The organism is [Mycobacterium] manitobense, from assembly GCF_025821665.1.
Taxonomy (GTDB): Bacteria; Actinomycetota; Actinomycetes; order Mycobacteriales; family Mycobacteriaceae; genus Mycobacterium; species Mycobacterium arseniciresistens.
This window is the reverse complement of the sequence record NZ_JACKSJ010000062.1, coordinates 147,961-174,871: the sequence shown is the minus strand read 5'-3', so window position 1 is coordinate 174,871 and position 26,911 is coordinate 147,961. Positions and strand designations below refer to the sequence as shown.

The window sequence follows — 26,911 nt, the reverse complement described above, 5'->3', positions numbered from 1 at the left end:
GGGTTCTCGTGCATCGTATATGAAATATGATCACCCGAACCGGGCGGTCCGGGGTCGAGGAGAGGGGTAGGCAGTGTCGTTGCTCAGTGGTCAGACGGCGGTCGTCACCGGCGGTGCGCAGGGTCTCGGCCTGGCCATCGCCGAGCGGTTCGTCGCCGAAGGGGCACGCGTCGTACTCGGCGACCTGAACCTGGAGGCCACGCAGGCCGCCGCCGAGCGGCTGGGAGGGGACGACACGGCGGTCGCAGTGCGGTGCGACGTGACCTCGGGCGCCGACGTCGACGCCCTGGTCGCCGCGGCGACCGAGCGGTTCGGCCGGTTCGACATCATGGTGAACAACGCCGGCATCACCCGCGACGCGACCCTGCGCAAGATGACCGAGGACCAGTTCGACCAGGTGATCGCCGTCCACCTGAAGGGCACCTGGAACGGCCTGCGGGCAGCCGCCGCGGTGATGCGCGAGAACAAGCGCGGCGCCATCGTCAACATGTCGTCGATCTCGGGCAAGGTCGGCATGGTCGGGCAGACCAACTACTCGGCAGCCAAAGCGGGCATCGTCGGGATGACCAAGGCCGCCTCCAAGGAGCTCGCCCATCTCGGAGTGCGGGTCAACGCGATCCAGCCGGGACTGATCCGGTCGGCGATGACCGAGGCGATGCCGCAACGCATCTGGGATTCCAAGGTGGCCGAGGTCCCGATGGGCCGGGCCGGCGAGCCCGAGGAGGTCGCCAAGGTGGCCCTCTTCCTTGCCTCTGACCTGTCCTCGTACATGACGGGCACGGTCCTCGAGGTCACCGGGGGACGGCATCTGTGATGCGTGAGGCGGTCATCTGCGAACCCGTGCGCACGCCGATCGGGCGCTATCACGGATCGCTGACGTCGCTCACCGCGGTCGACCTCGGCGTCGCCGCACTTCAGGGACTGCTCCAGCGGACCGGTGTGGCTCCCGACGCGGTCGAGGACGTGATCGTGGGGCACTGCTATCCGAGCATGGAGGCCCCGGCGATCGGGCGGGTGATCGCGCTGGACGCGGGACTGCCGGTGTCGGTGCCCGGTATGCAGATCGACCGCCGCTGCGGATCCGGTTTGCAGGCGGTGATCCAGGCGTGCATGCAGGTGGCGGGCGGCCACAACGATCTCGTCGTCGCCGGTGGCGCCGAGTCCATGAGCAACGTGGTGTTCCACTCCACCGACATGCGATGGGGTGGCGCCCGCGGCGGCATCACGGTCCACGATGCGCTCGCGCGCGGCAGGACGACCGCAGGCGGCAGGAACCATCCCGTGCCCGGCGGCATGCTGGAGACCGCCGAGAACCTGCGCCGCCGGTACTCGATACCGCGCGAGGAGCAGGACGAACTGGCCGTGTTGTCGCACCGGCGTGCCGTCGGGGCGCAGACCGACGGGCTGCTGGCCGAGACGATCGTCCCGGTCACGGTGTCGACGCGCAGTGGGACGGAGGTGGTCGACACCGACGAGCACCCGCGCGCCGACACCTCGATGGAGTCGCTGTCGAAACTCAAGCCCGTGCTCGGCAGGACCGACCCGGAAGCCACTGTGACGGCCGGGAATTCGAGCGGGCAGAACGACGCCGCGGCGATGTGCCTGGTGACCACGGCGGAGCGGGCGGCCGACCTCGGGCTCACGCCGCTGGTCCGGATGGTGTCCTGGGCCGTCGCCGGCGTGCCGCCCGAGGAGATGGGCATCGGCCCGGTTCCCGCCACCGAGGCCGCACTGGCCAGGGCCGGACTCGGCCTCGCCGACATGGATCTCGTCGAACTGAACGAGGCGTTCGCTGCGCAGGCGCTGGCCTGCACCCGCGAGTGGGGATTCTCATCCGCCGATCTGGAGCGCACGAACGTGCACGGCTCGGGGATCTCGCTCGGCCACCCGGTGGGAGCGACCGGGGGACGGATGCTGGCGACACTGGCGCGCGAACTGCACCGCCGGGGCGGGCGCTACGGCCTGGAGACCATGTGTATCGGCGGCGGCCAGGGGCTCGCGGCCGTGTTCGAGAGGGTGGGCGCATGACCAGACTCGCGCAGACGCTGGGGCTCAGCGAGTTCCAGACCGAGATCCTCGCCACCGTGCGGCAATTCGTGGACAAAGAGGTGATCCCGACCGCACAGGAACTCGAACACGCCGACACCTACCCGCAGGCGATCGTCGACGCCATGCGGGAGATGGGTCTGTTCGGGCTGATGATCCCGGAGGAGTACGGCGGCCTTGGCGAGTCGCTGCTCACCTACGCGTTGTGCGTGGAGGAGCTGGCGCGCGGGTGGATGAGCGTGTCGGGGGTGATCAACACCCACTTCATCGTGGCGTACATGATCCGCCAGCACGGCACCGACGACCAGAAGCGGCACTTCCTGCCGCGGATGGCCACCGGCGAGACGCGCGGCGCGTTCTCGATGTCCGAGCCCGAACTCGGCTCCGACGTCGCCGCCATCCGCACCCGTGCCCGGCGCAACGGCGACGGCGGATACACGATCGACGGGCAGAAGATGTGGCTCACCAACGGCGGGAGCTCGACCCTGGTGGCCGCCCTGGTGCGCACCGACGAGGGCGCCGACAAGCCGCACCGCAACCTGACCGCGTTCCTGGTCGAGAAGCCGGCCGGCTTCGGCGAGGTCGCACCGGGGCTGCTGATCCCCGGCAAGCTCGACAAGCTCGGGTACAAGGGAATCGACACCACCGAGATGATCTTCGACGGCTACCAGGCTGCCGCGGACACCGTGCTGGGGGAGGCGCCCGGGCAGGGTTTCTTCCAGATGATGGACGGCGTCGAGGTCGGCCGGGTGAACGTGTCGGCCAGGGCGTGCGGTGTGGGTGTGCGGGCCTTCGAGCTGGCCGTCCGGTACGCACAGCAGCGCCAGACGTTCGGCAAGCCGATCGCCGAGCACCAGGCGATCGCCTTCCAGCTCGCCGAGATGGCCACGAAGGTGGAAGCCGCGCATCTGATGATGGTCAACGCCGCCCGGCTCAAGGACTCCGGCGAGCGCAACGACGTCGCGGCGGGGATGGCCAAGTACTTCGCCAGCGAGGTGTGCTCGGAGGTCACCCAGCAGAGTTTCCGGATCCACGGCGGCTACGGCTACTCCAAGGAGTACGAGATCGAACGGCTGATGCGCGATGCGCCGTTCCTGCTCATCGGCGAGGGCACCAGCGAGATCCAGAAGAACATCATCAGCAAGCGCCTGCTGGCCGATTACCGGGTCTGACCGATGACCGTCCCGGATTTCGCTGCGCGGCCTCAACTCTCGGAGGATGTCGCCCGGCTGGTGCGCAGGCGGATCTTCGACGGCAGTTACCCGGCGGGGGAGTACATCCGGCTCGACCAGCTCGCCGTCGAACTCGGCATCAGTGTCACTCCGGTCCGCGAGGCACTGTTCGCGCTGCGCGCCGAGGGCCTGCTCGACCAGCAGCCGCGCCGGGGGTTCGTGGTGCTGCCGGTCACCAGCCGCGACATCGCCGACGTGGCCAACCTGCAGGCCCACGTCGGAGGTGAACTCGCCGCGCGGGCGGCCGGCGCCGTCACCGACGAACAGGTCCGCGAGCTGGCCGCCATCCAGGAGGCGCTGGAGGCCGCCTACGCCCGCGACGACGACGAGGCCGCGACGCGGCTGAACCACGATTTCCACCGGGCCATCAATGTCGCCGCGGACTCGCCTAAGCTGGCGCAGCTGATGTCGCTGATCACCAGATACGCACCGGAGTCGGTGTTCCCGACGATCGCCGGTTGGCCCGCCCAGTCCACCGACCACCACCGCAGGCTGTTGGCCGCGCTGGCGGCGCACGACGAATCGATGGCGCGCGAGGTGATGTCGGAACATCTCGCGGCAGGCGCGGAGCCGCTGATCGCTCACCTGCTCACCCGCGGCGTGGTCCGGTGAAGGGCGCGTGATGGGTGTCCTCGACGGTGTGCGGGTGCTCGACTTCGGCCGGTTCATCGCCGCGCCGTGGTGCAGCGCACTGCTGGCCGACATGGGCGCCGACGTCATCCGTATCGAGAAACGCGAAGGCGGTGAGGACCGTTGGGTGCAGGCGGTCACCGAGAGCGGTGAGGGTGGCACCTTCCTGCAGTGCAACCGCAACAAACGCTCGCTGACGCTGGACACCACCACCGACGCCGGCGCGCAGATCACCCGCACGCTGGTGGCGGACGCCGACATCGTGGTCGCGAACATGCCCGCGGCGGGCATGCGGGCCAACGGGCTGGACTACGAGACGCTGCGCGCCGTCCGGCCCGACATCATCCTGGCCAGCGCCACCGCCTACGGCGAGGGCGGTCCCTACAGCGACCGCATCGGTTTCGACGGCGCCGGACAGGTGATGTCGGGAGCGGTGTTCCGGCAGGGACTGCCCGACATGCCCATCCGGACCGTCGTGCCCTACGCCGACTTCGGCACGGCGCTGACCCTGACCATCGGCGTGATGATGGCGCTGTACCACCGCGAGCGCACGGGGCAGGGCCAACACGTGGAGGGCGCGCTGCTGCCGACCGCCATGATGCTGTCCAACGCGTTCCTGATCGAACGTGAACTGCTGGGCACCGACAAGCCCCGGATGGGCAACCAGGGGGCGTCGGTGGCGCCGTGCGACCTGTACCGGACCGCCGACGACGGCTGGGTGCTGCTGCAGGTGGCCGGGCAGCCGATGTTCAAGCGGTGGTGCCGGCTGATGGGCCGGGAGGACCTGTTCGACGATCCGCGGTTCGCCGACGACGACAAGCGGTGGAAACACGGCGACGTCCTCAACGACCTGATGTCGGCGTGGTGCGCGGACAAGACGAAGGCCGAGGTGCTTTCGTTATTGGAATCCGCGAAACTCCCCGCAGCGCCCCTGCACTCGACTCAGGACGTGCTCGACGACCCGCACGTCGAAGCGATGGGCTACCTGCAGCACATCCCGTTCCCCGGCGCAGCGCGCGACGTGCCGATCCTCGACACACCGTTCCGGATGTCCGCGACGCCCGGCACGATCCGCAGGCGGGCCCCGCTGCTCGGAGAGCACACCGACGAGGTACTCGGCGAGATCGGTTACAGCGCTGCGGACATCACCGACCTGCGGCGCCGAGAGATCGTGTGACGGCTCTGCGCCGGTGAGCGCGGGTCTCGCAAACCGCTGACGGACTCACGCGGGCAGTGCAACACTCTCAGATCAGCGGTGGGGATCGGTAGCCGGCGCACGACGAGAGAGAAGCGACATGACGACTCATCACCGGAAGCGGCTCATCGCCGGCGCACTGATGTCCGCCTCCCTTGCCGCCACCGGTCTCGGACTGTCCGCCGGTGTCGCGCAGGCGCAGACGCCTCCCGGCGGCCCGCACCAGTGGTGCCCGGGGGACCCGCCGGTGGAGACCGGCAACAAGAAGTACAACCCGGTGCGCTGGGACGAGAGCATCTGCCACGAGTACTGGTTCGTCTACAGCGGACAGGGCAACGTCGCGAAGAACATCTGGGACGGACCGAATCCGCCCGGGCCGCCTCCCGGCATGGGATTCAAGCCGCCGCCGCCCATCCCGCCCGGCTGGTGCTACGGCCTGTTCCTTCCCTCGCCGTGCCCGCCGGGCGTCCTCGGGCCGGTGCCGCACGCCGCTCCCTGAAGCTGCGCGTCACCAGTCCGCATCGGTGAACCGGATGACGCCGCGGATGTTGCGGCCCTCGAGCATGTCGCGGTAGCCCTCGTTGATCTGTTCGAGCGCGTACTCGCGGGTGACCATCCCGTCGAGGTCCAGGCGGCCCGCGCGGTAGAGGGCGAGCACCTCCGGGATGTCGTGCTGCGGGTTGGCCCCGCCGAAGATGCTGCCGCGCAGGCTCTTCTGCAGCAGGGTGAGGAGTGCGACGTTCATCGTGACGTCGTTCGCCAGCACGTTGCCCATCGCGGTGACCACGCAGGTGCCTGCCTTCGCCGTGAGCGCGAGCCACGAGCCGACGTCTGCGCCCTCGGCGCGTCCGACGGTGACGATCACCTTGCGGCACATCACCCCTTCGGTCGCCTCGGCGATGCCGGTGGCCGCGGACACCAGGTCCGGATAGGTGTGCGTGGCGCCGAAGCGCCGCGCCTGGTCCCGCTTCCACTCCACCGGGTCCACCGCGAAGATCCTGCGTGCACCCGACAGGGCCGTGGCCTGCAGCGCCGCCGTTCCCACACCACCGACACCGACGATCGCCACGTCCTCGCCCGGCCGCACCTCGGCGGTGTGGACCGCCGAGCCGTAGCCCGTCGTCACGCCGCAGCCGACCAGGCAGGCCACCTCGAACGGTATCGCGGGATCGATGGGAACCACCGAGCTCCGGTGCACCACGACGTAGGGCGCGAAGGTGCCGAGCAGCGACATCGCGGTCACGTCCGTCCCGCCCGCCTGGATGCGGAAGGTGCCGTCGGACACCGAGGCCCCCGACAGCAGGCCGGCCCCGAGATCGCACAGGTTGCGCAGTCCGCTCCGGCACGGCGGACACGTGCCGCAAGACGGGATGAATGACATCACCACGTGGTCGCCTACGTCGAGATCGTGCACCCCCGGTCCGATTTCGATGACCACGCCGGCGCCTTCGTGCCCGCCGAGGATCGGAAAGCCCGCCGCCGGGATGTCGCCGGTGACGAGGTGGTGATCGGAGTGGCACAGGCCGGCGGTCTCCAGCCGGACCTTCACCTCACCCGCACGGGGGTCACCGATGTCGATCTCCTCGACCGACCAGGGCTGGTGGAAGTCCCACAGCAGTGCGCCCTTGGTTCTCATGTGTCCGCCTCACTTTCCAGGAGCGTTCGTAGTCCGCGCACGTCGACCTTGCCCGAGGCCAGTCGCGGGACCGCGTCGTCGGAGTCCAGCAACACCCACACCGTCGGCATCTTGAACGCACTCAACGACTTCCGGACCGCCGCGGTGAGTCGCCCGACGGTCATCGTTGCGGGGTCGCACACCACGGCGGCCCCGACGCGGTCGTCGAGCACGTTGGTGACCACCGCGAGCTGCACGCCGTCGACGGCGCGCAGGGCCCGTTCGACCTCTGCGGGGTAGACGATGGCGCCGCTGACCTTGAACATGTCGTCGACGCGACCGTGGTAGAAGAGGAAGCCGGCGTCGTCGAGGTGGCCGAGATCGCCGGTGGAATACCAGCCGTCGGAGGTGAACAGCTCTTCGCGGCTGCGCCGGCACATGCCCCGCATGATGTGCGGCCCGCGGATCTGGATCACGCCCGTTGTCCCGTCCGGGACCGCCGCACCGGTCGACGGGTCGGCGATGCGCACCGTCATCCCGTCGAACGGCCGTCCGCAGCTGCCCCATTGCGGACGGGGCATGTCCGTGTCGGCCGGATATCCGCTGTAGGGGCCGAAGGATTCGGTCATGCCGAACAGCCGGGCACGGGCACCCGGCTCGGCACGAAGCTCCGGCGCCAGCAGCGCCTCCAGGCTGCCCGGCCGCAGCGCCGAGAGGTCCGCCTGTCCCGCCGCCGACGCCCGCGCCAGTGCCTCCGCCTGCTCGGGCCAACCGCGAAAGAGTGTGACGCGCTCGCGCTCCAACAGCGCCACCGTCGTTTCGGGGCGGGGGATCTGCTCGGTCACCAGGGTGGCGCCGGCGACCAGCGCCGAGATGACGCCGCTGCCGAATCCGCCCACCCAGAAGAACGGCATCGGCAGGTAGAGCCGGGTGTCGGCGCCGATGCACCTGGCGGTCAGCCCGGAGCGCGCGGCGGCAAGCGCGTTGCCGTGCGAGTGGATCACCGCCTTCGGCGCGCCGCTGCTGCCGGAGGTGAACAGGATCACCAGCGGGTCGCTCGGCTCGACGGCATCGGCCATCGCCGCCACCATGCTCTGCGTGCGCCCCGTTGCGTCGCCGACCGCGTCGCGGAGCCGGTCGATGATCCAGATCCTGCGCAGCGCGGGCAGTTCCGGTGATCGCAGTGGCCCGCCGACGTCGTCCGGCAGCCCGGCCGCCGCGCGCAGCCCGTCCAGGTAGCGATGGCCGCGGAACTCTTCGACCGTGAGGAGGAACCGAACGGCTGCGGTGCGCAGCTGGGCGAGGAGTTCAGTAGCGCTCAGCAGCGTGCTCAACGGTACGAGGACAGCTCCCACCCGGGTGAGTGCCGTCGCGACGACGACCCACCGGGCACTGTTGGGCATGATCAGCCCGACCCGGGTGCCCTTGGTGACACCGGCGAGAATCAGCTCCGCCGCGAGTTCAGCTGTCTCAGAATCGAGTTCGGCGTAGGTGAGGCGGCTGGTCGGGTCGATCACCGCAGGCCTGTCGGGGTGGTCGGTTGCGTGGCCGCGCAGCACGCGGTCGGTCGTCCGTGTCATCGGAAGAACTCCGCAAGGCCGCCGACGTCGACCTTGCCGCTCGGCAGCAGCGGCACCTCACCGCGGGGCAGCACCACGACCCGGCGCGGGATCTTGTAGCTGGAGAGTTCGGCGGTCAGGCGGCGCGCGAGGCCGGTCTCGTCGACCTCGACACCGGGGTCGGGGGTGAGCACGGCGGCGACGAGCTGGCCACGGTCGGCATCGGGGATGCCGATCACGTGCGCGGGCACACCGGTGACCCTGGCGATGGCCCGCTCGACCTCGGCGGGAGCGACGTTGGCACCCGCGGTCTTGATCATCGACCCGAGCCGGCCGAGGTAGTAGACGAATCCGTCGGCGTCGGTGCGCACCAGGTCGCCGGTGCGGAACCAGCCGTCGGGTTCGAAACTGTCCTCCCGGCTGCGGCGATGGTAGTGCTGCATCAGGTAGGGCCCGCGGATCCACAGCTCGCCGGGTTCGCCGGTCCCGACGGCAGCGGCGGTGCCGGGATCGACCACCTGGATGTCGAATCCGGGCGCCGGCCTGCCGAACGAACCGCGGCGGTGTTCCGGTTGGTCGGTGTCGTCGTCGCTGAGCAGCACCACGCCGCCGGCCTCGGTCATCCCGAGCATGTTGTGGCGCAGTTCTGGGTCGGCGGGCCGCACCTCGGGTGCCATGATCGGGTAGAGGTTGCCCCGGCGCAGCGCCGACAGATTGCGGCCGGCGAAGCTCGGATGCCGCGCCAGGTGGGCGATTCCGGCGGCGAAACCGTTGGTCAGCGTGGGTGATTCGCGTTCGAGCAGGTCGAGGGTGACGCCGGCGTCCTCGGCGTTGGAGCACACCAGGGTGGCGCCTGCGGCCATGGTGGCCAGCAGGGCGAAGGCGAAGCCGCCGATCCAGAAGAACGGCGAGTTGCAGAACAGCGTGTCGTCGGCGGTGTAGCGGCGGACCGCGTTGAGGTTGTGCTGGTGGCCGAGCAGCGCGGCATGGGTGTGCACGGCGCCCTTGGGGGCGCCGGTCGACCCCGAGGTGTACACGATCGCCAGCGGATCGCTTCCGTCGACGTCGTCCTCCATCGCCGCGAGCAGCGTGTCGTCCACCGCATCGACGGACGTGTCCAGCGACTGCAGGCCGAAGACCACGTGCCGCAGGTTGGGCACCGCGGGGTCGAACAGTTCGGTTGTCCGGCCTGCGGGTTCGCCGGTCAACACCGCGGCGAGCCGTTCGCGGTAGTCGTGCGACCGGTACGCCGTTGCTGACAGCAGGATCGAGACGTCGCTGTGACGCAGTTGGTCACCGAGTTCGCGGGCCGTGACGAAGGTGGAGAACGGCACCACCGTCGCGCCGATGCGGGCGGCGGCCAGCGCGGCGACGACGAAGGAGGGGCCGTTCGGATACAGCACGCCGACATGGGTGCCCTTGCCGGCGCCGAGCGCGATGAGGCCGCGGCTCAGCCGTGCCGACCGGTCAGCGGCCTCGGCGTACGTCAGCCGGTCGTCGTCACAGACCAGCAGCGGGTGTGTCCCGCGCAGCCGTGCCTGTCGGCGCAGCAGCGCGGGGATCGTCTGCGGGTCAACGGGCATCGTCGTGCCCGGTGCCGGCGGGGGAGCCGAAGAAGCGGCGGACGGCGGCGAGGTCGGCCTTGCCCGACGGCGTGCGCGGGATCGAGTCCACCACCGCGATCTCGGTGGGAATCTCGTAACGCGCCAGCCTGTCCGACAGATACCGCGTGAGTGCGGCGGCGTCGGTGCTGCGCGGATCGCGCAGCTCGACCATCGCGACCGGGGTCTCGCCGAGCCGGTCGTCGGGCCTGCCGACCACGGTCGCGCCTGCGACGTCGGGATGGCTCTCCAGTGCGGTCCGCACGTCGTCGGGCATGATCTTGAAGCCGCCCCGGATGATCGCCTGATCGGCCCGTCCGAGTATCCACAGGAACCCGTCGGCGTCGATGCGGGCGAGGTCGGTGGTGCGGACCCAGCCGGCTTCGGGACCGAGCTGTGCCGGCCTGACCTCGAGGACCCCGGGATCGCCGGGCGGCAGCGGGGTGCCGTCGTCGCCGACGACACGCAGCTGCGCACCCGGGTTCGCGCGGCCGACGCTGCCGCGCTTGGCGGCCCAGAATCGCCGGTGGTCGGCCAGGGTCCAGCCGGCCACGCCGCCACCGAATTCGGTGGCGGCATAGGACGTCAGCACCGGGACACCGAATCGCGCGGTGAAGGCGTCGGCGTCGTCGGCCGACAGCGGCGCGGTGCCCGAGGTGACCACCTGCAGGCTGCTGAGGTCGTCGCGGTGCAGATCGGAGTGCAGCACCATGCGCAGCGCGGCGGGCACCAGCGAGGCGGCCCTGGGCCGGTGGCGCCGCACGGCGTCGGCCCAGCGGTCCAGGTCGAAGCGCTCGAGCAGCACGAACGGGCGGGCCTCGGCGATGCATGACAACACCCGGAAGACGCCGCCGATGTGCACCAGAGGGGAGTTGACGATCGCGACGCCGCTGCGCGGTGCGGTGGGCGCATCCGCCGTGTCGAAGTCCGCGCCGATCACACTGTGCGCCAGCATGTCGTAGCCGAGGTCGACGCGCTTCGGCGGGCCGGTGGTGCCGCTGGTGAGCATCCGCACCGCGACGCCTGGCCGGGTTTCGCAGGAGGCGCCTGCCCTCTCCGCCGCGGTGACCCTCGGCGCGGTATCCATGCCGGTCAGCTTGACGAGCGTGGTGTGCGGCGAGGGCGCCACCAGTGCCGACAGGTCGGCGGGTTCGCCGATGACGACGGGCAGGGCGAGCGCGGCGATGTCGGAGCGGGTGCGTTCGTCGCCGCGGGACGGGTTGATCACCACGACGGTCGCCTCGCACATGAGGACGCCGAGCAGCGCGGCGACGTGCGCGGGGCGGTTGCGCAACAGCACCCCGACCTGTGCGGGGCGCTCCGCGGTGTGTTCGGTGACGAGGGTTCCGATGTCGCGGGCGAGGACGCGCAGGTGTCCCCGGCTGACCCACTGCCGGTCGAACTCCACGGCGCCGGACTCGGCCTGCAGGCCGAGAACGTCGTCGATCCGTCTGCTGAGCGGATGCGGCATCTAGCGCACTCGGGGCGGACGAGCGGGTACGGTGCCGCGGGCGGCCAGTTCGGCGGTCCCGAGCGGATTTCCGAGGCGGGTGTAGATCAGGCCCTGCTCCATCGCCGCCCGGTAGGGCCGGTCGAGTGATTCCCAGATTGCCTTGACGGTGCCCTGGGTCGCCGACGGCGGCTTGGCGGCGATGGTGGCGGCGATGTCGTGTGCGCGCGACCAGAGGTCGGCGGTGTCGACCACCTCGGTCACGAGTCCGATCCGCAGGGCGGTCTGCGCGCCAACCCGTTCGTCGTTGCCCATCAGCGCGATGCGAAGCGTCTCGCCGAGGCCCACCTTGCGCATCAGGCCGATCGGCTCGAGCGCGCACACCAGACCAGCGGTGACGTGCGAGTCGAAGAACGTGGCCTCGGTCGAGCAGATCACCACGTCGGCCTCGTTGACGAAGTAGAACGCGCCTGCGGTGCACATTCCCTGCACCGCGCAGACCACCGGCTTCCACATCTTCTGCCACTTGGGGCTGAGCAGTTCGCCGGGATCCTCGTGGTTCCACACGTTGTCGGGTTGGCCGTAGGAGCTCTTGACGTCGAGGCCGGCGGAGAACGCACGCTCGCCTGCGGCGCGCAGCACAACCGCGTGCACCGAATCGTCGAGCTTGACCGTCCGCCAGGCACGCGCCATCTCCTCGCACATCGTGCGATCGAAGGCGTTGAGCCGCTCCGGCCGGTTCAGCGTGATGGTGGCGACGTGGTCGCCCGCATCTACGTCGAGCAGGATCGTCTCGAAGTCCGGCGACCCCGTCATCGGCACTGCCAATTCGGTTTCCGCTTCTCCGTGAACGCCTTCGGCCCCTCGGCGGCGTCCTCGGTGCGCACCACGCGTTCACGGAAGGTCTCGGCGAGGATCTCCGCCTCGTGCAGCGGCAGATCGAGCGTCTTGTGGATCGCCAACCTGGTGCCGCGCACCGCCAGCGGCGCGTTGGAGTTCACGATGTCGGCGATCTCGTGGGCGCGTTCGAGTAGCCGGTCGTGCTCGACGACCTCGCTGATCATGCCGAGTTCGTAGGCCCGCTGGGCACTCATCCGCTCGTGCTTGCCCATCAGCGCGGTGCGCAGTGCGATGTTCCGCGGCAGCACCCGGGCCAGCCGCACCATCTCGCGCCCGGCGACCAGGCCGATGCTGACGTGGGGGTCGAAGAAGGTGGCCTGGTCGGAGGCGATCACGATGTCGCCGGTGGTGACCCAATCTAGCCCTGCGCCGCAACACAATCCGTTGATGGCGGCGAGCACTGGTTTGGCCATGGTGCGAAACGGCGGCGTGCCCTCCTGCGGCGCCTCCCACTGGTCGTAGGTGGACAGATAGGGCCGCTCGTAGATCACCCGGCCGTCCTCCGGGATCTCGGTGACGTCGGCGCCGGTGCAGAAACCCCGTCCGGTGCCCGTAACGATGAGCAACCACACCTCGTCGTCGTTCTCCGCCTCCTGGTATGCCGAGCGGAGTTCGGCGATCATGTGCGGGCTCAACGCGTTGAGGGCCTTGGGGCGGTCGAGGGTGATCGTCGCCGTGTGTCCGTCGACCTCGTATCTGATGTCGTCGTAGGACCTGCCGGACATGGGTGTCCCTTCCTGGGTGATGGTCATCGGCCGCGGAACTCCGGGTCACGGCGCTCCCGGAACGCCGCCAGCCCCTCCTTGAAGTCATTTGTGCGGCATGAGAGTTCGAGGTGGTGGAGCTCCCGGGTCATGGCCTCGGCGAGTCCGGTGGATCCGGCGGCGCCCAGTGCCTGCTTGGCCAGCCCGATCGCGACCGTCGGCCCCGCGGTGAGCCTCGCCAGGAGGTCCGCGACGACGTCGTCCAGATCCGCGGGCGGGACGGCCTGGTGGATCATGCCCCACTGCGCCGCGTCGGCGCCGCCGACCTTCTCGCCGAGCAGCAGCATGCGCCTGGCCCTGGCCAGTCCGACCAGGCGGGGGAGCAGCCAGGTGGCACCGGAGTCGGGGGAGAACCCGCGGGTGACGAAGGGTTCCCAGAACGTGGCGTCCTCGGCGGCGACGGTGAAATCGGCCGCCAGCGCCAGATTGCATCCGAGGCCGACGGCCCATCCCCGCACGCCGCACACGACCGGCAGATGAATGCCGTGCAGGAGTTCGACCACCCGGTTCGCGGTGTGCGGGATCCGCCGGACCAGGTCGCCGGTGCGCGGCCGCGTCGAGGACTCGTTGGATGCGACCCAGTCCGCGCCGGTGCAGAAGTCCGCGCCCGCGCCGGTGAGGTGTATCGCGCGCAGGGCGTCGTCGGTCGCGGCGCGGGTCAGGGTGTCGACCAGGGTGTCGACCATCGTGTGGCTGAGCGAATTCCGCCGGGACGGCCGCTCGATGGCGATGCGCAGGACGGCGCCGGAGTGTTCCACGCGGACCGTGCCCTCGGCCGGGGTGCCACCTTCTGGACTCACCGCGCCCGCCTCTCCGAATTACGGTTAGCCCTACAGTAGCCAATACCGTTACTATCTTGTACAAGTTAGCAAGGAAAGCGCTTCGACGGAACCGACGACGGACGGGATGTGGGCAGGTGGTCGTGCCGCGCATACGCCAGCCGCGGGTGGCCGAGATCGTGGCTTCCCGGCTGCGCGACGACATCCTGTCCGGACGGCTGCGGGAGGGCGACGTGCTGCCGAGCCAGGAGCAACTCTTCGGCGAGTTCGGGGTGAGCCCACCCGCGCTGCGCGAGGCGATCCACATGCTGGAGGCCGACGGCCTGATCTCGGTGCGCCGGGGCAACGTCGGCGGCGCGGTGGTGCATCTGCCGTCTGCGGAGCGGACCGCGCACATGATCAGCATGGTGCTGCAGTCACGGGCCGCGACGCCCGCCGACGTCAGCGGCGCGCTCACGCATCTCGAGCCGATCTGTGCCGGGATGTGCGCCACCCGTGACGACCGGCTGACCGAGGTGGTGCCCTATCTGCAAGCCGAGATCGACAGGCAGAGTGCGCAGTTCGACGACGTGTCGCGCTACGTGCCCAACGCGCGGCGGTTTCACGAAGCCCTCGTCGCACGGTGCGGCAACGAGCCGATGATCCTGCTGATCGGATCGCTCGAACTCATCTGGTCGGCGCACGAGTCGGCGGTGTGGAGCGACGACGGTGAAGGACCGGTGGCGCGGCGGACCATGCGCGCGGCGCTGCGCGATCACCAGCGGCTGCTCGACGCCATCGTCGAGGGCGATGCCGTGCGGGCGGAGCGCCTCGCAGGCAATCACCTGGCCGCCGCCCGGCGGAACACGCTGGAGTACGGCAGGGACAGGACCATCGAGGCGAGATTGATCGCCGACGAGCACTTCGGGCTCTACGCCGGCGGCGAGTATCGCCATCGACCGGCCACACACCGACGAGAGGAGTCCGGTCGATGACGACTTCGGATGCAGGAGACGACCGGGTGCTTTTCGAGGCCGACCCGGAGAAGCGGATCGCCACCATCACGCTGAACAATCCCGCGCAGCGGAACTCCTACGACGCGACGATGCGCGACGCGCTCGCCCGCTGCCTGGACCGGGTGGCCGAGGACGACGACCTCACGGTCGTACTGCTGCGCGGAGCGGAGGGAGTGTTCTCCACCGGCGCGGACATGAACAACGCCTACGGGTGGTACGGCGCGAGCCCACCGGCGGACGAGCGCTCCAAACGCAGGCCGAGTCAGCGCCGGCGGCTGACCGTCGACCGCAAATCGTTCGGCTTCTACCACAACCTGATGGGCTTCCCGAAGGTCACCGTCGGTGAGATCAGCGGGTACGCGCTCGGCGGCGGGTTCGAGATGGCGTTGATGGCCGACATCTCGGTGATCGCCCGCGACACCAGGATCGGGATGCCCGCCACCCGCTTCCTCGGACCGGCGCTGGGCAGCCTGCACATGTTCTTCCACCGCCTCGGCCCGGTGCTGGCCCGCCGGATGTTGCTGACCGGCGACATCATCGAGGCGGGTGCGATCGAGCACCTCGGCGTGTTCACCGAGACCTGCGCGGCGACCGCCGTCACCGCGCGGGCACGGTACTGGGCGGAGAAGGCGGCCAAGATGCCCGCCGACGGCGTGGTCATCGCCAAGGAGGCGTTCCGGCTGGTCGAGCAGAGCCAGGCCTACCAGGGCGAGGAGGTGGCGAGCTACCTCTTCCACGCCTACGGCACGAACCTGCAGTTCGCACCCGGCGAGTTCAACTTCGTCAAGACCCGTGCCGAGCACGGCACGAAGGAGGCGTTCCGGCTGCGTGACGAGCACTTCCACGTCCCGGAACCGGACACGGACTAGAACGGCTCCCGTTACACCTGATACCTTTTGTGTCAAGTATCGCCGCTGCGGCGGCCCGACACACCGAGGTTCGACACCATGGGCACACCCGTCATCGTCGGCGCGACCCGCACGGCCATCGGCCGATCGTTCAAGGGCACGCTGGTCAACACGCCGCCCGAAACCCTCATCACCACGGTGCTGCCCGAGGTGGTGCGGCGTTCCGGCGTGGATCCGGCGGCGTTCGACGACATCATCTTCGCCGAATCGCATTACGGCGGAGGCGATCTCGCCCGGTATGCCGCGACGGCCACCGGAATGGAGCAGGTGCCGGGCCAGTCGGTGAACCGGCACTGCGCGGGCAGCCTCACCGCGATCGGCAACGCATCGGCCCAGATCGGTTCCGGCATGGAGCGGGCGCTGGTCGCCGGCGGCGTGCAGTCGCTGTCGATGACACCGCTGACCAACTGGCGCATCCCCGGTCCCGAGCTGAAGTTCGAGGAGCGGTCGATGCCGCCGACGCACGTCGAGACCCCCGACGCGCCGGCCAAGGACATGTCGATCACGGTCGGCTGGAACACCGCACAGGCGGTCGGCATCACCCGCGAGGAGATGGATGCGTGGGCCGCGCGGTCCCACCAACGGGCCATCGCCGCGATGGACGCCGGGAAGTTCCTCGACGAGATCGTCTCGCTGAAGGTCACCCAGGCCGACGGCTCGTTCGTCGATTTCAGTGTCGACGAGCACCCGCGCCGTGACACCACCGTCGAGAAACTCGCCGGGCTCAAGGTGCTGCACCCGGAGATCGAGGGCTTCTCGATCACCGCGGGCAACAGCAGTGGCACCAACGACGCGGCCGCCGCGGTGGCCCTGGTCGACGCTGACTACGCCGCCGCGGAGAATCTCGCCGTGCTGGCGACGGTGCGGGCGTGGGCCGCTGCGGGCGTCGCGCCGCGCGACACCGGCCTCGGCGCCGTGAAGGTTATCGGAAAGGTGTTGCAGCGGGCCGGATTGTCGCCGGGCGACGTGGCGCTGTGGGAGATCAACGAGGCGTTCGCTTCGGTTCCGATCGCGGCATGCCGCGAGTACGGACTGGACGAGGAGAGGGTGAACTTCTCCGGAAGCGGTTGCAGCCTCGGCCATCCCATCGCCGCGTCGGGCGCGCGCATGGTCACCACCCTCATCTACGAACTGCAGCGGCGCGGCGGCGGTATCGGCGTGGCGGCGATGTGCGCCGGCGGCGGTCAGGGCGGCGCGGTCGTCATCGAGGTCTGAGGCCGCGCCGGGCCGTCGCTCAGGCGCGTCGCGTCGGGGCCTTACGGCGCGGTGTGGCCGCCTTGGCGGTGGACTTGGCCGCCTTGCGCGCGGGCCGGCGGCCGTCGGCGATTAGGCGGCCGGCATTGTCGAGGATGCAGTTCAGGCCGTACTCGAAGTTGGTCTCGTCGGCCACACCGATCCGGTGGCCCTTGGCCGTCAGCTCGGCGATCAGCGGAGTGGTCTCCGGGTCGATGGCCGACGGTTCGTCGAAGCTGCCGCTGCCCTCGTGCAGCTCGCGGGTCTTCTGCGAGAGCCGCTCGAGCACCACCGATCCCCGGACGTGCACCGACACCGCCGAGTAGGTGTCGAACGCGTCCTGCGCGGACAGGCCGACCTCGACGAGTTCGGCGATGGCCTTCTCCATCTGCTGAACGCCGAGCCTGCGCACCTTGGGACTCAGCGCGCCGCGGATCAGCACGAGGTCGCAGAGGATGGGACTGGCCAGAAACGTCTTGCGCATGTTGTGGGCGTGGTTGTGCAGCGACTCACGCCAGTTGGTCGCCTCGACATAGGGCGACTCGAACACGATCTGGCGCAGCGCGCGGTCGGTCATCGCGTTGAGCAGGTCGTCCTTCTTGCGGAAGTACCAGTAGATGCTCGTGACACCGACACCCAGATGCTTGCCGAGCAGCGGCATGCTCAGGTTGTCGATCGACACCTGTTCGGCGAGTTCGAACGCACCGCTGATGATGTCCTCGGGATTGATCGAACCCCGTTCACGTCGCTGACGCTTCTCGGCCGTCGCCTGCTTTGCCACGAGGGGCACCTCCATCACACATCGATGCTGCGCCTGCAGCCCTCGGCACCGGGTCGGTCGACGTGAATCTACCCGTCCCCACCGCCTGAGCTGCGAGTACGCCTGCGTGTCGCCGTCCAAGCGTAACCGTCGACCTTACCGGTCGCCTTCCCGTCGCGCGCCGGCCCGTTGCCGCGCAGCCGGTGCGTGCCTCCCGGGCGGCGCGGGTGAACCTGTTCCAATCTCGCTACCGTAAGCGCTCTAGTAAGGTTTTTGACACAGTGACCGGCGCCTGCGCCGGGACCGGCCGCCGCGACCGGGTCGCGGGCGGCGCAGCGACTGGAGGCGGTGAGCGGCGGTGGATCTCGGCTTCGCCGATGCGACGGCGGTGGTGGTCGGCGGCGGCAGCGGCATGGGCCTGGCGACCGCCCGGTGCATGGCCGCCGACGGGGCGAGAGTCGCGGTGGTGGGCCGCACGGCCGCCGCACTCGACCGCGCCGTGGCGCAGCTGACCGAACTGGGCAGCCCCGATGCGGTCGCCCTCGCCGGCGACGTCGGAGACACCGACGCTGTCGGCCGCATCTTCGACGCGGTGGCGCAGCGCTGGGGCGGCGGCCTCAACGTGCTGATCAACGCGGTCGGGCCGACCGTGCGGGGCACGTTCGAGGAGTTGACCGACGCGCAGTGGCGGGAGGCCGTCGACCAGGGCGCGATGGGCATGGTGCACTGCGTCCGGGCGGCGCTGCCGTTGTTGCGCCGCGCCGAGTGGGCCAGGATCGTCAACTTCTCCGCGCACTCGACGCAACGGCAGACCGTCATCCTGCCCGCCTACACCGCCGCGAAGGCGATGGTGACGAGCATTTCGAAGAATCTGTCCCTGCTGCTGGCCAGGGACGAGATCATGGTCAACGTGGTCTCGCCGGGCAGCATCGCGACCGAGGCGCTGCGCGGCTGGGCGTCGACGGTCGGTGTCGACGGTCACGACCCGTACGCCCTTATGTCCGCGATCGACGAGCACTTCGGCCACCCCGCCCACCTGCCGCGTGCGGGGCTGCCGGACGAAGTCGGCCCGGTGGCAGCGTTTCTGGCGTCGCGTCGCAACTCCTACATGACCGGCGCGAACGTCAACGTCGACGGCGGCAGCGACTTCACCTAGACGGATCCGATCGACGAGGGAGGTCGACGTGGGACGAGTTGTCCGGGCGGCTCGCGTGCGGCTCCGACAGGTCGGTCGCAGGACCGTCGGCGGGCCTCCGCGCGCTTGCAGAAGGCGCTACCGATAGGTGTACAGTATGTCCATTAGTCCGGCTGGTGACACGTCCGAGGAGGTCGACTTGGCCGGTGCGTCCGAGGGCATCGCGGAAGCCGTGGCCGATCGCGCACGCGGCGGCAACGACGCCGTCCGCTACGAGGTCCACGACACCGGCGTGGCGGTGGTGACCTTCAACCGGCCGGAGCGGATGAACGCCTGGGGCGGCGGCCTCGCGGCCGGCTTCTACTCCGCGCTCGACGCCGCCGAAGCCGACCCCGCCGTACGGGTGGTGGTGCTGACGGGCAGCGGGCGGGCCTTCTGCGCGGGCGCCGACATGGGCGATCTGTCGTCGATCGAGGGCGCCTCCACCGGCGGTGACACCGACGTCACGAAGATGGTCGGTGAACGCCACCCACACTTCGTCACGTCGCTGCGCACCCCGATCATCGCCGCGGTCAACGGCGCCTGCGCCGGGATCGGGCTCACCCAGGCGCTGATGTGCGACGTGCGGTTCGCCGCCGCGGGCGCGAAGTTCACCACGTCGTTCGCCAGGCGCGGACTCATTGCCGAGTACGGGATCTCGTGGATCCTGCCGCGCGTGGTGGGCTGGGGCGCGGCCATGGACCTGCTGCTGAGCGGCCGGGTGTTCCACGCCGAAGAGGCCGCCGAACTGGGACTGGTCAAGGCCGTCGTGCCCGCCGACGAGCTGATGCCGACCGCGATGGCCTACGCCGAGGACATCGCCGCGAACTGTGCGCCGAGCGCGCTGGCGGTGATCAAGCAGCAGCTCTACGGCGATGCCATGAGCGGAGTCGTGGAGACCAGCGCGAGGGCCGAGCGGCTCATGCACGAGTCGATGCTGCGGCCCGACTTCATCGAGGGCATCACGGCGTTCTTCGAGAAGCGGCCCCCGAATTTCCCGCCCATGGGCGAGGCGACAGCCACCGGAAAGGACTCAGCCGAATGACGTTGGACTACCGCGCCATCGACGTGGACAACCACTACTACGAGCCGATCGACTCCTTCACCCGGCACCTGCCCAAGGAGTTCAAGCGCAGGGGCGTCCAGATGCTCACCGAGGGCAAGCGCACCTTCGCCGTCATGGGTGGCGTCGTCAACCACTTCATCCCGAACCCCACCTTCGACCCGATCATCGAGCCGGGGTGTCTGGATCTGCTGTTCCGCGGCGAGATCCCCGAAGGCGTCGAACCGGCGTCGCTGATGAAGGTGGACCGCCTCGCCGATCACCCCGAGTACCAGAACCGCGATGCGCGGCTCGCGGTGCTCGACCGGCAGAACCTCGAGACGGTGTTCATGCTGCCGACGTTCGCGTGCGGAGTCGAAGAGGCGCTCAAGCACGACATCGAGGCCACCACGGCGTCGGTGCACGCGTTCAACCTGTGGCTCGACGAGGACTGGGGCTTCGACCGTCCCGACCACCGCTTCCTGTCGGCGCCGATCATCTCGCTGGCCGACCCGCAGAAGGCGGTCGAGGAGGTGGACTTCGTCCTCGGCCGTGGCGCCAAGATCGTCTGCGTGCGGCCCGCCCCGGTGCCCGGTGTGGTCAAGCCGCGCTCGCTCGGCGACCCGGCGCACGATCCGGTGTGGGCGCGGCTGGCCGAAGCCGGTGTGCCGGTGGTCTTCCACCTGTCCGACAGCGGCTATCTGGCGATCGCGGCGCTCTGGGGTGGCAAGGCGACGTTCGAGGGCTTCGGCAAGAAGGACCCCCTCGACCAGGTACTGCTCGACGACCGCGCCATCCACGACTCGATGGCCTCGATGATCGTCCACCAGGTCTTCACCCGGCATCCCACCCTGCGGGTCGCCAGCATCGAGAACGGCTCGTACTTCGTCTACCGGCTGATCAAGCGACTGAAGAAGGCCGCCAACACCGCGCCCCACCATTTCAGGGAGGACCCGGTGGAGCAGCTGCGCAACAACGTCTGGATCGCCCCCTACTACGAGGACGACGTGAAGCTGCTCGCCGAGACCATCGGTGTGGACAAGATCCTGTTCGGATCGGACTGGCCGCACGGCGAGGGCCTTGCCGATCCGATGACCTTCACCGCCGACATCCCGCAGTTCCCCGAGTTCAGCGCCGAGGACACCCGGAAGGTGATGCGCGACAACGCGCTCACCCTTCTCGGCGCCGACGTCACAGCGAACGCCTGACCGCCGTCATGGCCGAGTGGACGATAGGCGACGTCGTCGACGCCGTCGCCGACGCCGTCGGTGACCGCACCATGACGGTATGCGGTGACCGCCGCACCACCTACCGCGAGATGGCGGACAACAGCCGGCGATTCGCGAACTTCCTCGCCGACAGGGGATTCGGCGCCCACTGTGAGCGGGACGCACTGGACAACTGGGAGTGCGGCCAGGATCGCGTCGCGCTGATCATGTACAACGACCGGTACCCCGAGTTGGTGGTGGGCGCACTCAAGGCACGCTGCGTCCCGGTGAACGTCAACCACAACTACTCACCGCGCGAAGTGGCCGAACTGCTCGACTACGTCAAGCCCAGGGCCGTTGTCTACCACCGATCGCTGGGCGCCAAGTTCGCCGACGCGCTGCCCCCGGCAGGCGCCGACCTGCTCGTCGCGGTGGACGACGGCAGCGACGTGTCCGACCTCGCCGGCGCGGTGCCGCTCGAACAGGCGTTGGCGCAGGGCGATCCGGAGCGCCTGATCGCCGGGTCGCCGGACGACCTGATCATGTACTGCACGGGTGGGACGACGGGCAGGCCGAAAGGCGTGCTGTGGCGGCAGAGCGACTCCTACGTGTCGTCGATGGTGGGGGCCGACCACGGATCGGTCGCCGAGATCCACGAGCGGGTGAGCGGTAGCCCCGGGGCACCCTGGTTCGCCGTATCCCCGCTGATGCACGCCGCCGGGCTGTGGACCGTCTTCTCGGGGGCGCTGGCCGGTCAGACCGTCGTCGTCTACGACGACCGGACCAGATTCGATCCGAAGACGGTCTGGGAGACCGCCGAGCGGGAGAAGGTCGGCCTGATGACGATGGTCGGCGACGCCTACGCCGCCCCGCTGATCGAGGAGCTGAAGCGGCGTCACTACGACCTGTCGGCGCTGTACGCGATCGGCACGGGCGGCGCCGCGACCAACCCGAAACACCGTGCTGCGCTGCTGGACCTGTTGCCGCAGCTCACCCTGATCAACGGCTACGGCTCCTCGGAGACGGGCAACGTCGCGTTCGGCCACAGCAGCCAGGGCAGCAGCCGGGACACGTTCGACCTGCGCGTCGGTGGCACGATCGCCTCCGACGACCTCACCCGGTTCGTGTCACCCGGCGAGGACACTGTCGGCTGGGTGGTGCGCACCGGCCGGATCCCGCTGGGCTACTTCGATGACCCGGAGGCGACCCGGCGGACGTTCCCGGTGGTCGAGGGGCAGCGGGTGGTGGTGTCGGGGGATCGCGCCGCACTCGAACCCGACGGCACCATGCGGCTGTTCGGCCGCGACTCGCTCGTCGTGAACACCGGAGGGGAGAAGGTGTTCGTCGAGGAGGTGGAGGCGGTGCTGCGGATCCAGCCCGGTGTCGCCGACGCGGTCGTGGTCGGCCGGGACAGCGAGCGCTGGGGTCAGGAGATCGTCGCCCTCGTCCAGGCCCATCCCGGAATCACCGTCGACGCGTCGGCGCTGCACGCCGCCTGCGTCGAGCAGCTGGCCCGGTTCAAGGCGCCCAAGGAGTTCCTCGCCGTCGAGCGGGTGCGCCGGCTCGGCAACGGCAAGGCCGACTACCGCTGGGCCAGAACCGAAGTGGCGCAGCGCGCCGCCGTTGCGAGCCCGTCATGACCGGAGACGCCAGGCGTGAGGTGATCGACTGCCTGGTCAACGTGCACTTCGGCGAGACGGCCAAGCAGCCCGACTTCATGCTCAAGGTCCGCGACGACTACTTCAAGGGGCCGTCGTCGCTCTACGATCCGGTCGAGCTGCCGCAGCTGCTCGACGAGATGGACGCCCACGGCGTCGTCAAGGCGATCCTGATGGACAACCTGCGCACGCCGTCGGTGACGGCCCGCAAGTTCGTGGCGGAGCGGCCGGACAGGTTCGCGCTGGCGATCGGGGGAATCGACCTGCTGCGCCCGGTCCCCGCTCTGCGCGAGTTGTCCGCCGTGGCGCGTGACCTACCGGTGGCGTACGCCGTTGTCGGACCGAGCTTCTGGGGCGACGGGAGGTACCCGCCCAGCGACGCCGTGTACTACCCGCTGTACGCCAAGTGCGCGGAGCTCGAACTGCCGCTGTGCGTCAACACCGGCATCCCCGGCCCGCCCATCCCCGGGGAGGCGCAGCACCCGATCCACCTCGACCGGGTGTGCGTGCGGTTCCCCGAACTGAAGCTCTGCATGATCCACGGCGCCGATCCGTGGTGGGACGTCGCCATCCGGCTGCTCATCAAATACCGCAACCTCCGGTTGATGACGTCGGCCTGGTCGCCGAAGCGATTGCCCGACAGCCTGTTGCACTACATGCGCACCCGCGGCCGCGACAAGGTCATCTTCGCCTCCGACTGGCCGGTGCTGCGCCAGAACCGCGTGGTTCCCGAGGCGCTGGCGCTGGACCTGCCGCCCGACGTGCTCGACAACTACCTCCACCACAACGCCGCAGAGTTCTTCTTCGGCAGGCGACGCGAGGAGATCTGACCGATGGACCGGTACGAACTGCGCAGACAGGACTACAGCCTGTCCGAGGACCACCAGGCGGTCCAGGAGGCGTATCGAGGCTTCTTCACGACGCACTGCTCGATCGACACCGTGCGGGCGGCCGAGGCGTCGGGCTTCGACAAGAGCCTGTGGGAGCGGCTGTGCGCGACGGGCGCCACCACGATGGCCGTGCCCGAGGACGCCGGCGGCGACGGCGCGACGCTCGTCGACCTCACGCTGGTCGCCGAGGAGATCGGCCGCGCGCTCGCGCCGGTGCCGTGGATCGATCACGTCTGCGCCACCCGGCTGCTCGCCCGGTTGGGCGCGCTCGGCTCCGCCGAGATCGTCAGCGGCACCCGCATCGTCGGACTCGACGCGCGGGAGGAGGACGGACCCGGTGTCCGGCTCATCCCGTCGGGTTCGATCGCCGACCACATCGTGCTGCGGGACGGGGACGCGGTCGTGCGGCTCACGTTCGACACCCGGCCGGCCCGGGTCGACAACATCGGCAAGTTGCCGATGGCGTGGGTGGATCCCGCCGCCGCGGACAGCCGCACGGTGCTCGCCGAGGGTCCGGACGCACTCGCGGCGTATCAGCGCGCGCTCGACGAGTGGCGGGTGCTGACGGCCGCCGCACTGGTGGGTCTGGTCGAGGAGACCATGACGATCGCCGTGGAGTTCGCCAAGACCCGCTACACCCTCGGAGTCCCGATCTCGACGCTGCAGGGCATCTCGCATCCGCTGGCCAACATGGCCATCGCCGTGCAGGGCGGCCGCGGCCTCGCGCGGCGGGCGGCCTGGTTCGGCGACAACGAACCCGACGAGCGGCCGGAGCTGGCGCCGTCGGCCTTCGTGTTCATGGCGGAAGAGGCGCCGCGGGCCGCCACCATGGCGGTGCACGTGCAGGGCGGGCTCGGGGTGTCGGCGGAGGCGGCCGCGACGGCGTATCTGGTGCGGGCCCGGGGCTGGGCGCTGGCGGGCGGTGACCCCGGCGCAAGCGCCAAGCGCATCGCGCGCATCGTCGCCGCCCGGGAGACCGCATCGGCAGGGCGAGGGTAGGAGCAACGGACATGGATTTCTCACGCGTCGAACTGTCCGATGACGACCGGCGTTTCCGCGACGAGGCACGCGCGTTCCTCGCCGAGCAGGTCACCGAGGAGGTGCTGCGGCGCGACCGGGAGACCGGCGACAACTTCGACGAGGGCGTGCATCTCGCACTCGGGGCGGCCGGCTACCTCGAAGGCGAGTGGAAGCCGGCACACGAGGGCGGCTTCAGCCGGGTGCGGCGGCGGATCTGGGAACTCGAGAAGCGCAGGTCGCACGTTCCGTGGGTGACCTGGGGCACGACGTCGATGGTGGCGCGGTCGGTGGCCAGGTTCGGATCCCCCGAACTCGTGGCCGACGTCCTGCCGAGGGTGTTCAGCGGACACGTGCGGCTGTGCCTGGGCTACACCGAGCCCGAGGGCGGCTCCGACATCGCGACATGCAAGACCCGTGCGGTGCGCGAGGCGGATGGGTCCAGCTGGGTTGTCAACGGCTCGAAGATGTTCACCACCGGCGCGCACAACTGCCAGTACGTCTTCCTGATCACCAACACCGATCCCGCCGCTCCGAAACACAAGAGCCTCACCATGTTCCTGGTGCCGCTCGACACCCCGGGAATCGAGATCCAGGGCATCCGCACCGTCGACGGCGACCGCACCAACATCGTGTACTACAGCGACGTCCGGGTCGACGACCGGTACCGCCTCGGCGAGGTCAACGGCGGTTGGACGGTGCTGCGCGAGCCGCTCAACGCCGAACACGGTGCGGTGGAGGCGAGCGCCGATGGGCTGCAGGACGTCTCGATCATGATGCATCAGGGCGGTTTCATGGTCACCGCCTGCGACCGGGCCGCCGCTGTGGTCGGGACACCGGGTCCCGACGGGCGCCGCGCCATCGACGACGACTCGGTCGCCTACCGGTTGGGCCGCAGCATCGCCCGCATGGAGACCGCGATCAGCACGCCGAACATCTTCGGCCGGGTCGCCCTCGCGCAGAGCATGCGCGACGTGTCGCCCGACCTGATGGACATCCTGGGCACCGCGTCGGCGCTGCCGGTCGGCACCGACGGCGCGCCGGATGACGGCGCGGCGGAGTACGTCTACCGCTTCGCGCCGCTGGTCGGGATCTACGGCGGCACCCTCGAGGTGTTCCGCAACATGATCGGCCAGTACGTGCTCGGCCTCGGCAAGCCGAACTACGCCGCGCCGGTGAAGAAGGCGTCATGAGGCACCGCGTCGTCCAGTGGACCACCGGCAACGTCGGCAGACAGTCCGTCGCGGCGATCGCCGCACACCCCGATCTCGACCTCGTCGGCTGCTTCGCGTGGTCGCAGGACAAGGTCGGCCGGGACGCCGGTGAGCTCTGCGGGCTCGCCGACGTCGGTGTCGCCGCGACGAACGACATCGACGCGCTGCTGTCGCTGAAACCGGACTGCGTGGTCTACAACCCGATGTGGATCGATGTCGACGAGCTGGCGCGGATCCTGGGGGCCGGCTGCAACGTCGTGACCACCGCGGCGTTCATCACCGGCCACTCGCTGGGCGACCGCCGAGACCGCATCGTGGAGGCCTGCGCCCAGGGCGGCTCGTCGATCTTCGGGTCGGGGATCAACCCGGGGTTCGTGGACCTGCTGGCGGTGGTGGCTGCGGGTGGCAGCGAACGGATCGACAAGGTCACCGTCATCGAGGAGGCCGACATCAGCGGCTACGACTCCCCGGCGACGGAGATCCCGGTCGGCTTCTCTCATCCCATCGACCACCCGGGCCTGCAGGCGATGACGGCCAAGGCCACCGACGTGTTCATCGACGCCGTACACCTGCTCGGTGACGTCTTGGGTGTCGAGTTCGACGAGGTGGTCTGCGAGGCCGAGTACGCCGAGACCACCGCCGACGTCGACCTCGGCTCCTGGACCATCGCCGCCGGGTGTGTCGCGGGTATCGCATTCAGCTGGCACGGCAAGGTCGCCGGCCGCAGCATCGTCGAGCTGAAGTTCGTGTGGCGCAAGGGTCAGACGCTCCAGCCCGATTGGCCGATCGACACCGGGCACCGCATCAAGGTCGAGGGCTGCCCGAACATCGACCTGCGAGTGGACATCTCACCGCCGCCGGACTTCGCGGGCACCACCATGAGCGACTTCATGCGGCTGCCGATGATCCTCACCGCGATGCCGGCGGTCAATGCCATCCCGAAGGTGGTCGCGGCGGCGCCGGGCATCGTCACCTACGCCGACATCCTCCCGCTGCCCCGCGGCCTGGTCTCGCTCTAGTTCGGGGGGTGACAGCGCAGCG

25 protein-coding genes are annotated in these 26,911 nt (G+C 69.7%); 17 read left to right on the top strand and 8 right to left on the bottom strand.

Going from position 1 to position 26,911, the window contains the following annotated elements:
- Nucleotides 1-73 precede the first annotated feature (73 nt).
- The 6 genes from fabG (at nt 74) to H7I41_RS08230 (ending at nt 5,602) form a co-directional block, all read left to right on the top strand.
- The gene (gene fabG, locus H7I41_RS08255; RefSeq protein WP_264012087.1) at nt 74-814 is read left to right on the top strand and encodes a 3-oxoacyl-ACP reductase FabG; all 741 of its coding nucleotides are present in this window, start codon (nt 74-76) and stop codon (nt 812-814) included.
- Nucleotides 814-2,028 carry an acetyl-CoA C-acetyltransferase gene (locus H7I41_RS08250; protein ID WP_264012086.1) on the top strand — a complete coding sequence of 405 codons (1,215 nt, stop codon included), beginning with the start codon at nt 814-816 and terminating at the stop codon, nt 2,026-2,028. Before fabG ends, H7I41_RS08250 begins: the two co-directional genes overlap by 1 nt.
- Complete coding sequence (locus H7I41_RS08245) at nt 2,025-3,218, top strand: acyl-CoA dehydrogenase family protein (protein ID WP_264012085.1); 1,194 nt, start codon at nt 2,025-2,027, stop codon at nt 3,216-3,218. Before H7I41_RS08250 ends, H7I41_RS08245 begins: the two co-directional genes overlap by 4 nt.
- Nucleotides 3,219-3,221: 3 nt before the next feature.
- Nucleotides 3,222-3,890, top strand: a complete 669-nt coding sequence (locus H7I41_RS08240; protein WP_264012084.1) for a GntR family transcriptional regulator — start codon at nt 3,222-3,224, stop codon at nt 3,888-3,890.
- A 10-nt stretch (nt 3,891-3,900) separates the two neighbouring features.
- Nucleotides 3,901-5,085, top strand: a complete 1,185-nt coding sequence (locus tag H7I41_RS08235; RefSeq protein WP_264012083.1) for a CaiB/BaiF CoA transferase family protein — start codon at nt 3,901-3,903, stop codon at nt 5,083-5,085.
- A 118-nt stretch (nt 5,086-5,203) separates the two neighbouring features.
- On the top strand, nt 5,204-5,602 hold the full coding sequence (locus tag H7I41_RS08230) for a hypothetical protein (protein ID WP_264012082.1): 399 nt from the start codon (nt 5,204-5,206) through the stop codon (nt 5,600-5,602).
- Between the two features lie 9 nt (nt 5,603-5,611).
- Here the strand turns inward: H7I41_RS08230 and H7I41_RS08225 are convergent, their stop codons facing one another.
- Genes H7I41_RS08225 through H7I41_RS08195 form a run of 7 tightly spaced genes read right to left on the bottom strand, consistent with a single transcriptional unit; the run spans nt 5,612 to nt 13,792 of the window.
- The gene (locus tag H7I41_RS08225; protein ID WP_264012081.1) at nt 5,612-6,739 is read right to left on the bottom strand and encodes an NDMA-dependent alcohol dehydrogenase; all 1,128 of its coding nucleotides are present in this window, start codon (nt 6,737-6,739) and stop codon (nt 5,612-5,614) included.
- Entirely contained in the window at nt 6,736-8,298 is a 1,563-nt protein-coding gene (locus H7I41_RS08220) for a class I adenylate-forming enzyme family protein (RefSeq protein WP_264012080.1), read from the bottom strand. The genes H7I41_RS08225 and H7I41_RS08220 overlap by 4 nt, the downstream gene beginning before the upstream one ends.
- The gene (locus H7I41_RS08215) at nt 8,295-9,860 is read right to left on the bottom strand and encodes a class I adenylate-forming enzyme family protein (RefSeq protein ID WP_264012079.1); all 1,566 of its coding nucleotides are present in this window, start codon (nt 9,858-9,860) and stop codon (nt 8,295-8,297) included. Before H7I41_RS08215 ends, H7I41_RS08220 begins: the two co-directional genes overlap by 4 nt.
- Entirely contained in the window at nt 9,850-11,349 is a 1,500-nt protein-coding gene (locus H7I41_RS08210; protein ID WP_264012078.1) for a class I adenylate-forming enzyme family protein, read from the bottom strand. Before H7I41_RS08210 ends, H7I41_RS08215 begins: the two co-directional genes overlap by 11 nt.
- The gene (locus tag H7I41_RS08205) at nt 11,350-12,144 is read right to left on the bottom strand and encodes an enoyl-CoA hydratase/isomerase family protein (RefSeq protein WP_264012077.1); all 795 of its coding nucleotides are present in this window, start codon (nt 12,142-12,144) and stop codon (nt 11,350-11,352) included. It lies immediately after the preceding gene.
- Nucleotides 12,141-12,953 (bottom strand): enoyl-CoA hydratase/isomerase family protein, encoded by an 813-nt coding sequence (locus tag H7I41_RS08200; protein ID WP_264012255.1) that lies wholly within the window; start codon nt 12,951-12,953, stop codon nt 12,141-12,143. Before H7I41_RS08200 ends, H7I41_RS08205 begins: the two co-directional genes overlap by 4 nt.
- A 23-nt stretch (nt 12,954-12,976) precedes the next feature.
- On the bottom strand, nt 12,977-13,792 hold the full coding sequence (locus tag H7I41_RS08195) for an enoyl-CoA hydratase-related protein (protein ID WP_264012076.1): 816 nt from the start codon (nt 13,790-13,792) through the stop codon (nt 12,977-12,979).
- Between the two features lie 116 nt (nt 13,793-13,908).
- On the opposite strand from H7I41_RS08195, the gene H7I41_RS08190 reads away from it, so the two are divergent.
- From H7I41_RS08190 to H7I41_RS08180, 3 genes are all read left to right on the top strand, one after another.
- Nucleotides 13,909-14,745, top strand: a complete 837-nt coding sequence (locus H7I41_RS08190; protein WP_264012075.1) for a FadR/GntR family transcriptional regulator — start codon at nt 13,909-13,911, stop codon at nt 14,743-14,745.
- Nucleotides 14,742-15,635, top strand: a complete 894-nt coding sequence (locus tag H7I41_RS08185) for an enoyl-CoA hydratase/isomerase family protein (protein WP_264012074.1) — start codon at nt 14,742-14,744, stop codon at nt 15,633-15,635. Before H7I41_RS08190 ends, H7I41_RS08185 begins: the two co-directional genes overlap by 4 nt.
- A gap of 78 nt (nt 15,636-15,713) precedes the next feature.
- Nucleotides 15,714-16,889, top strand: coding sequence for a thiolase family protein (locus tag H7I41_RS08180; RefSeq protein ID WP_264012073.1), 1,176 nt, complete (start codon nt 15,714-15,716; stop codon nt 16,887-16,889).
- Nucleotides 16,890-16,908: 19 nt separating this feature from the next.
- On the opposite strand, the gene H7I41_RS08175 is transcribed toward H7I41_RS08180, so the two are convergent.
- Nucleotides 16,909-17,703: a TetR/AcrR family transcriptional regulator gene (locus H7I41_RS08175; RefSeq protein WP_264012072.1), complete on the bottom strand. Its 795-nt coding sequence runs from the start codon at nt 17,701-17,703 to the stop codon at nt 16,909-16,911.
- A 322-nt stretch (nt 17,704-18,025) separates the two neighbouring features.
- Between H7I41_RS08175 and H7I41_RS08170 the strand changes: the two genes are divergently transcribed.
- The 8 genes from H7I41_RS08170 to H7I41_RS08135 all read left to right on the top strand — a co-directional run bounded on the left by H7I41_RS08170 (nt 18,026) and on the right by H7I41_RS08135 (nt 26,889).
- On the top strand, nt 18,026-18,823 hold the full coding sequence (locus tag H7I41_RS08170) for an SDR family NAD(P)-dependent oxidoreductase (RefSeq protein WP_264012071.1): 798 nt from the start codon (nt 18,026-18,028) through the stop codon (nt 18,821-18,823).
- 211 nt (nt 18,824-19,034) lie between these two features.
- Nucleotides 19,035-19,886, top strand: a complete 852-nt coding sequence (locus H7I41_RS08165) for an enoyl-CoA hydratase (protein WP_372503713.1) — start codon at nt 19,035-19,037, stop codon at nt 19,884-19,886.
- Nucleotides 19,883-21,091 carry an amidohydrolase family protein gene (locus tag H7I41_RS08160; protein ID WP_264012069.1) on the top strand — a complete coding sequence of 403 codons (1,209 nt, stop codon included), beginning with the start codon at nt 19,883-19,885 and terminating at the stop codon, nt 21,089-21,091. Before H7I41_RS08165 ends, H7I41_RS08160 begins: the two co-directional genes overlap by 4 nt.
- A gap of 8 nt (nt 21,092-21,099) precedes the next feature.
- Nucleotides 21,100-22,731, top strand: coding sequence for an AMP-binding protein (locus H7I41_RS08155; protein WP_264012068.1), 1,632 nt, complete (start codon nt 21,100-21,102; stop codon nt 22,729-22,731).
- Nucleotides 22,728-23,579 carry an amidohydrolase family protein gene (locus H7I41_RS08150; RefSeq protein ID WP_264012067.1) on the top strand — a complete coding sequence of 284 codons (852 nt, stop codon included), beginning with the start codon at nt 22,728-22,730 and terminating at the stop codon, nt 23,577-23,579. Before H7I41_RS08155 ends, H7I41_RS08150 begins: the two co-directional genes overlap by 4 nt.
- 3 nt (nt 23,580-23,582) lie before the next feature.
- A complete protein-coding gene (locus H7I41_RS08145) occupies nt 23,583-24,638 on the top strand; it encodes an acyl-CoA dehydrogenase family protein (RefSeq protein WP_264012066.1) in 1,056 nt (351 codons plus the stop codon).
- Nucleotides 24,639-24,649: 11 nt separating this feature from the next.
- Nucleotides 24,650-25,849, top strand: a complete 1,200-nt coding sequence (locus H7I41_RS08140; protein WP_264012065.1) for an acyl-CoA dehydrogenase family protein — start codon at nt 24,650-24,652, stop codon at nt 25,847-25,849.
- Nucleotides 25,846-26,889, top strand: a complete 1,044-nt coding sequence (locus tag H7I41_RS08135) for an NAD(P)H-dependent amine dehydrogenase family protein (RefSeq protein ID WP_264012064.1) — start codon at nt 25,846-25,848, stop codon at nt 26,887-26,889. The genes H7I41_RS08140 and H7I41_RS08135 overlap by 4 nt, the downstream gene beginning before the upstream one ends.
- Nucleotides 26,890-26,911: the final 22 nt, after the last annotated feature.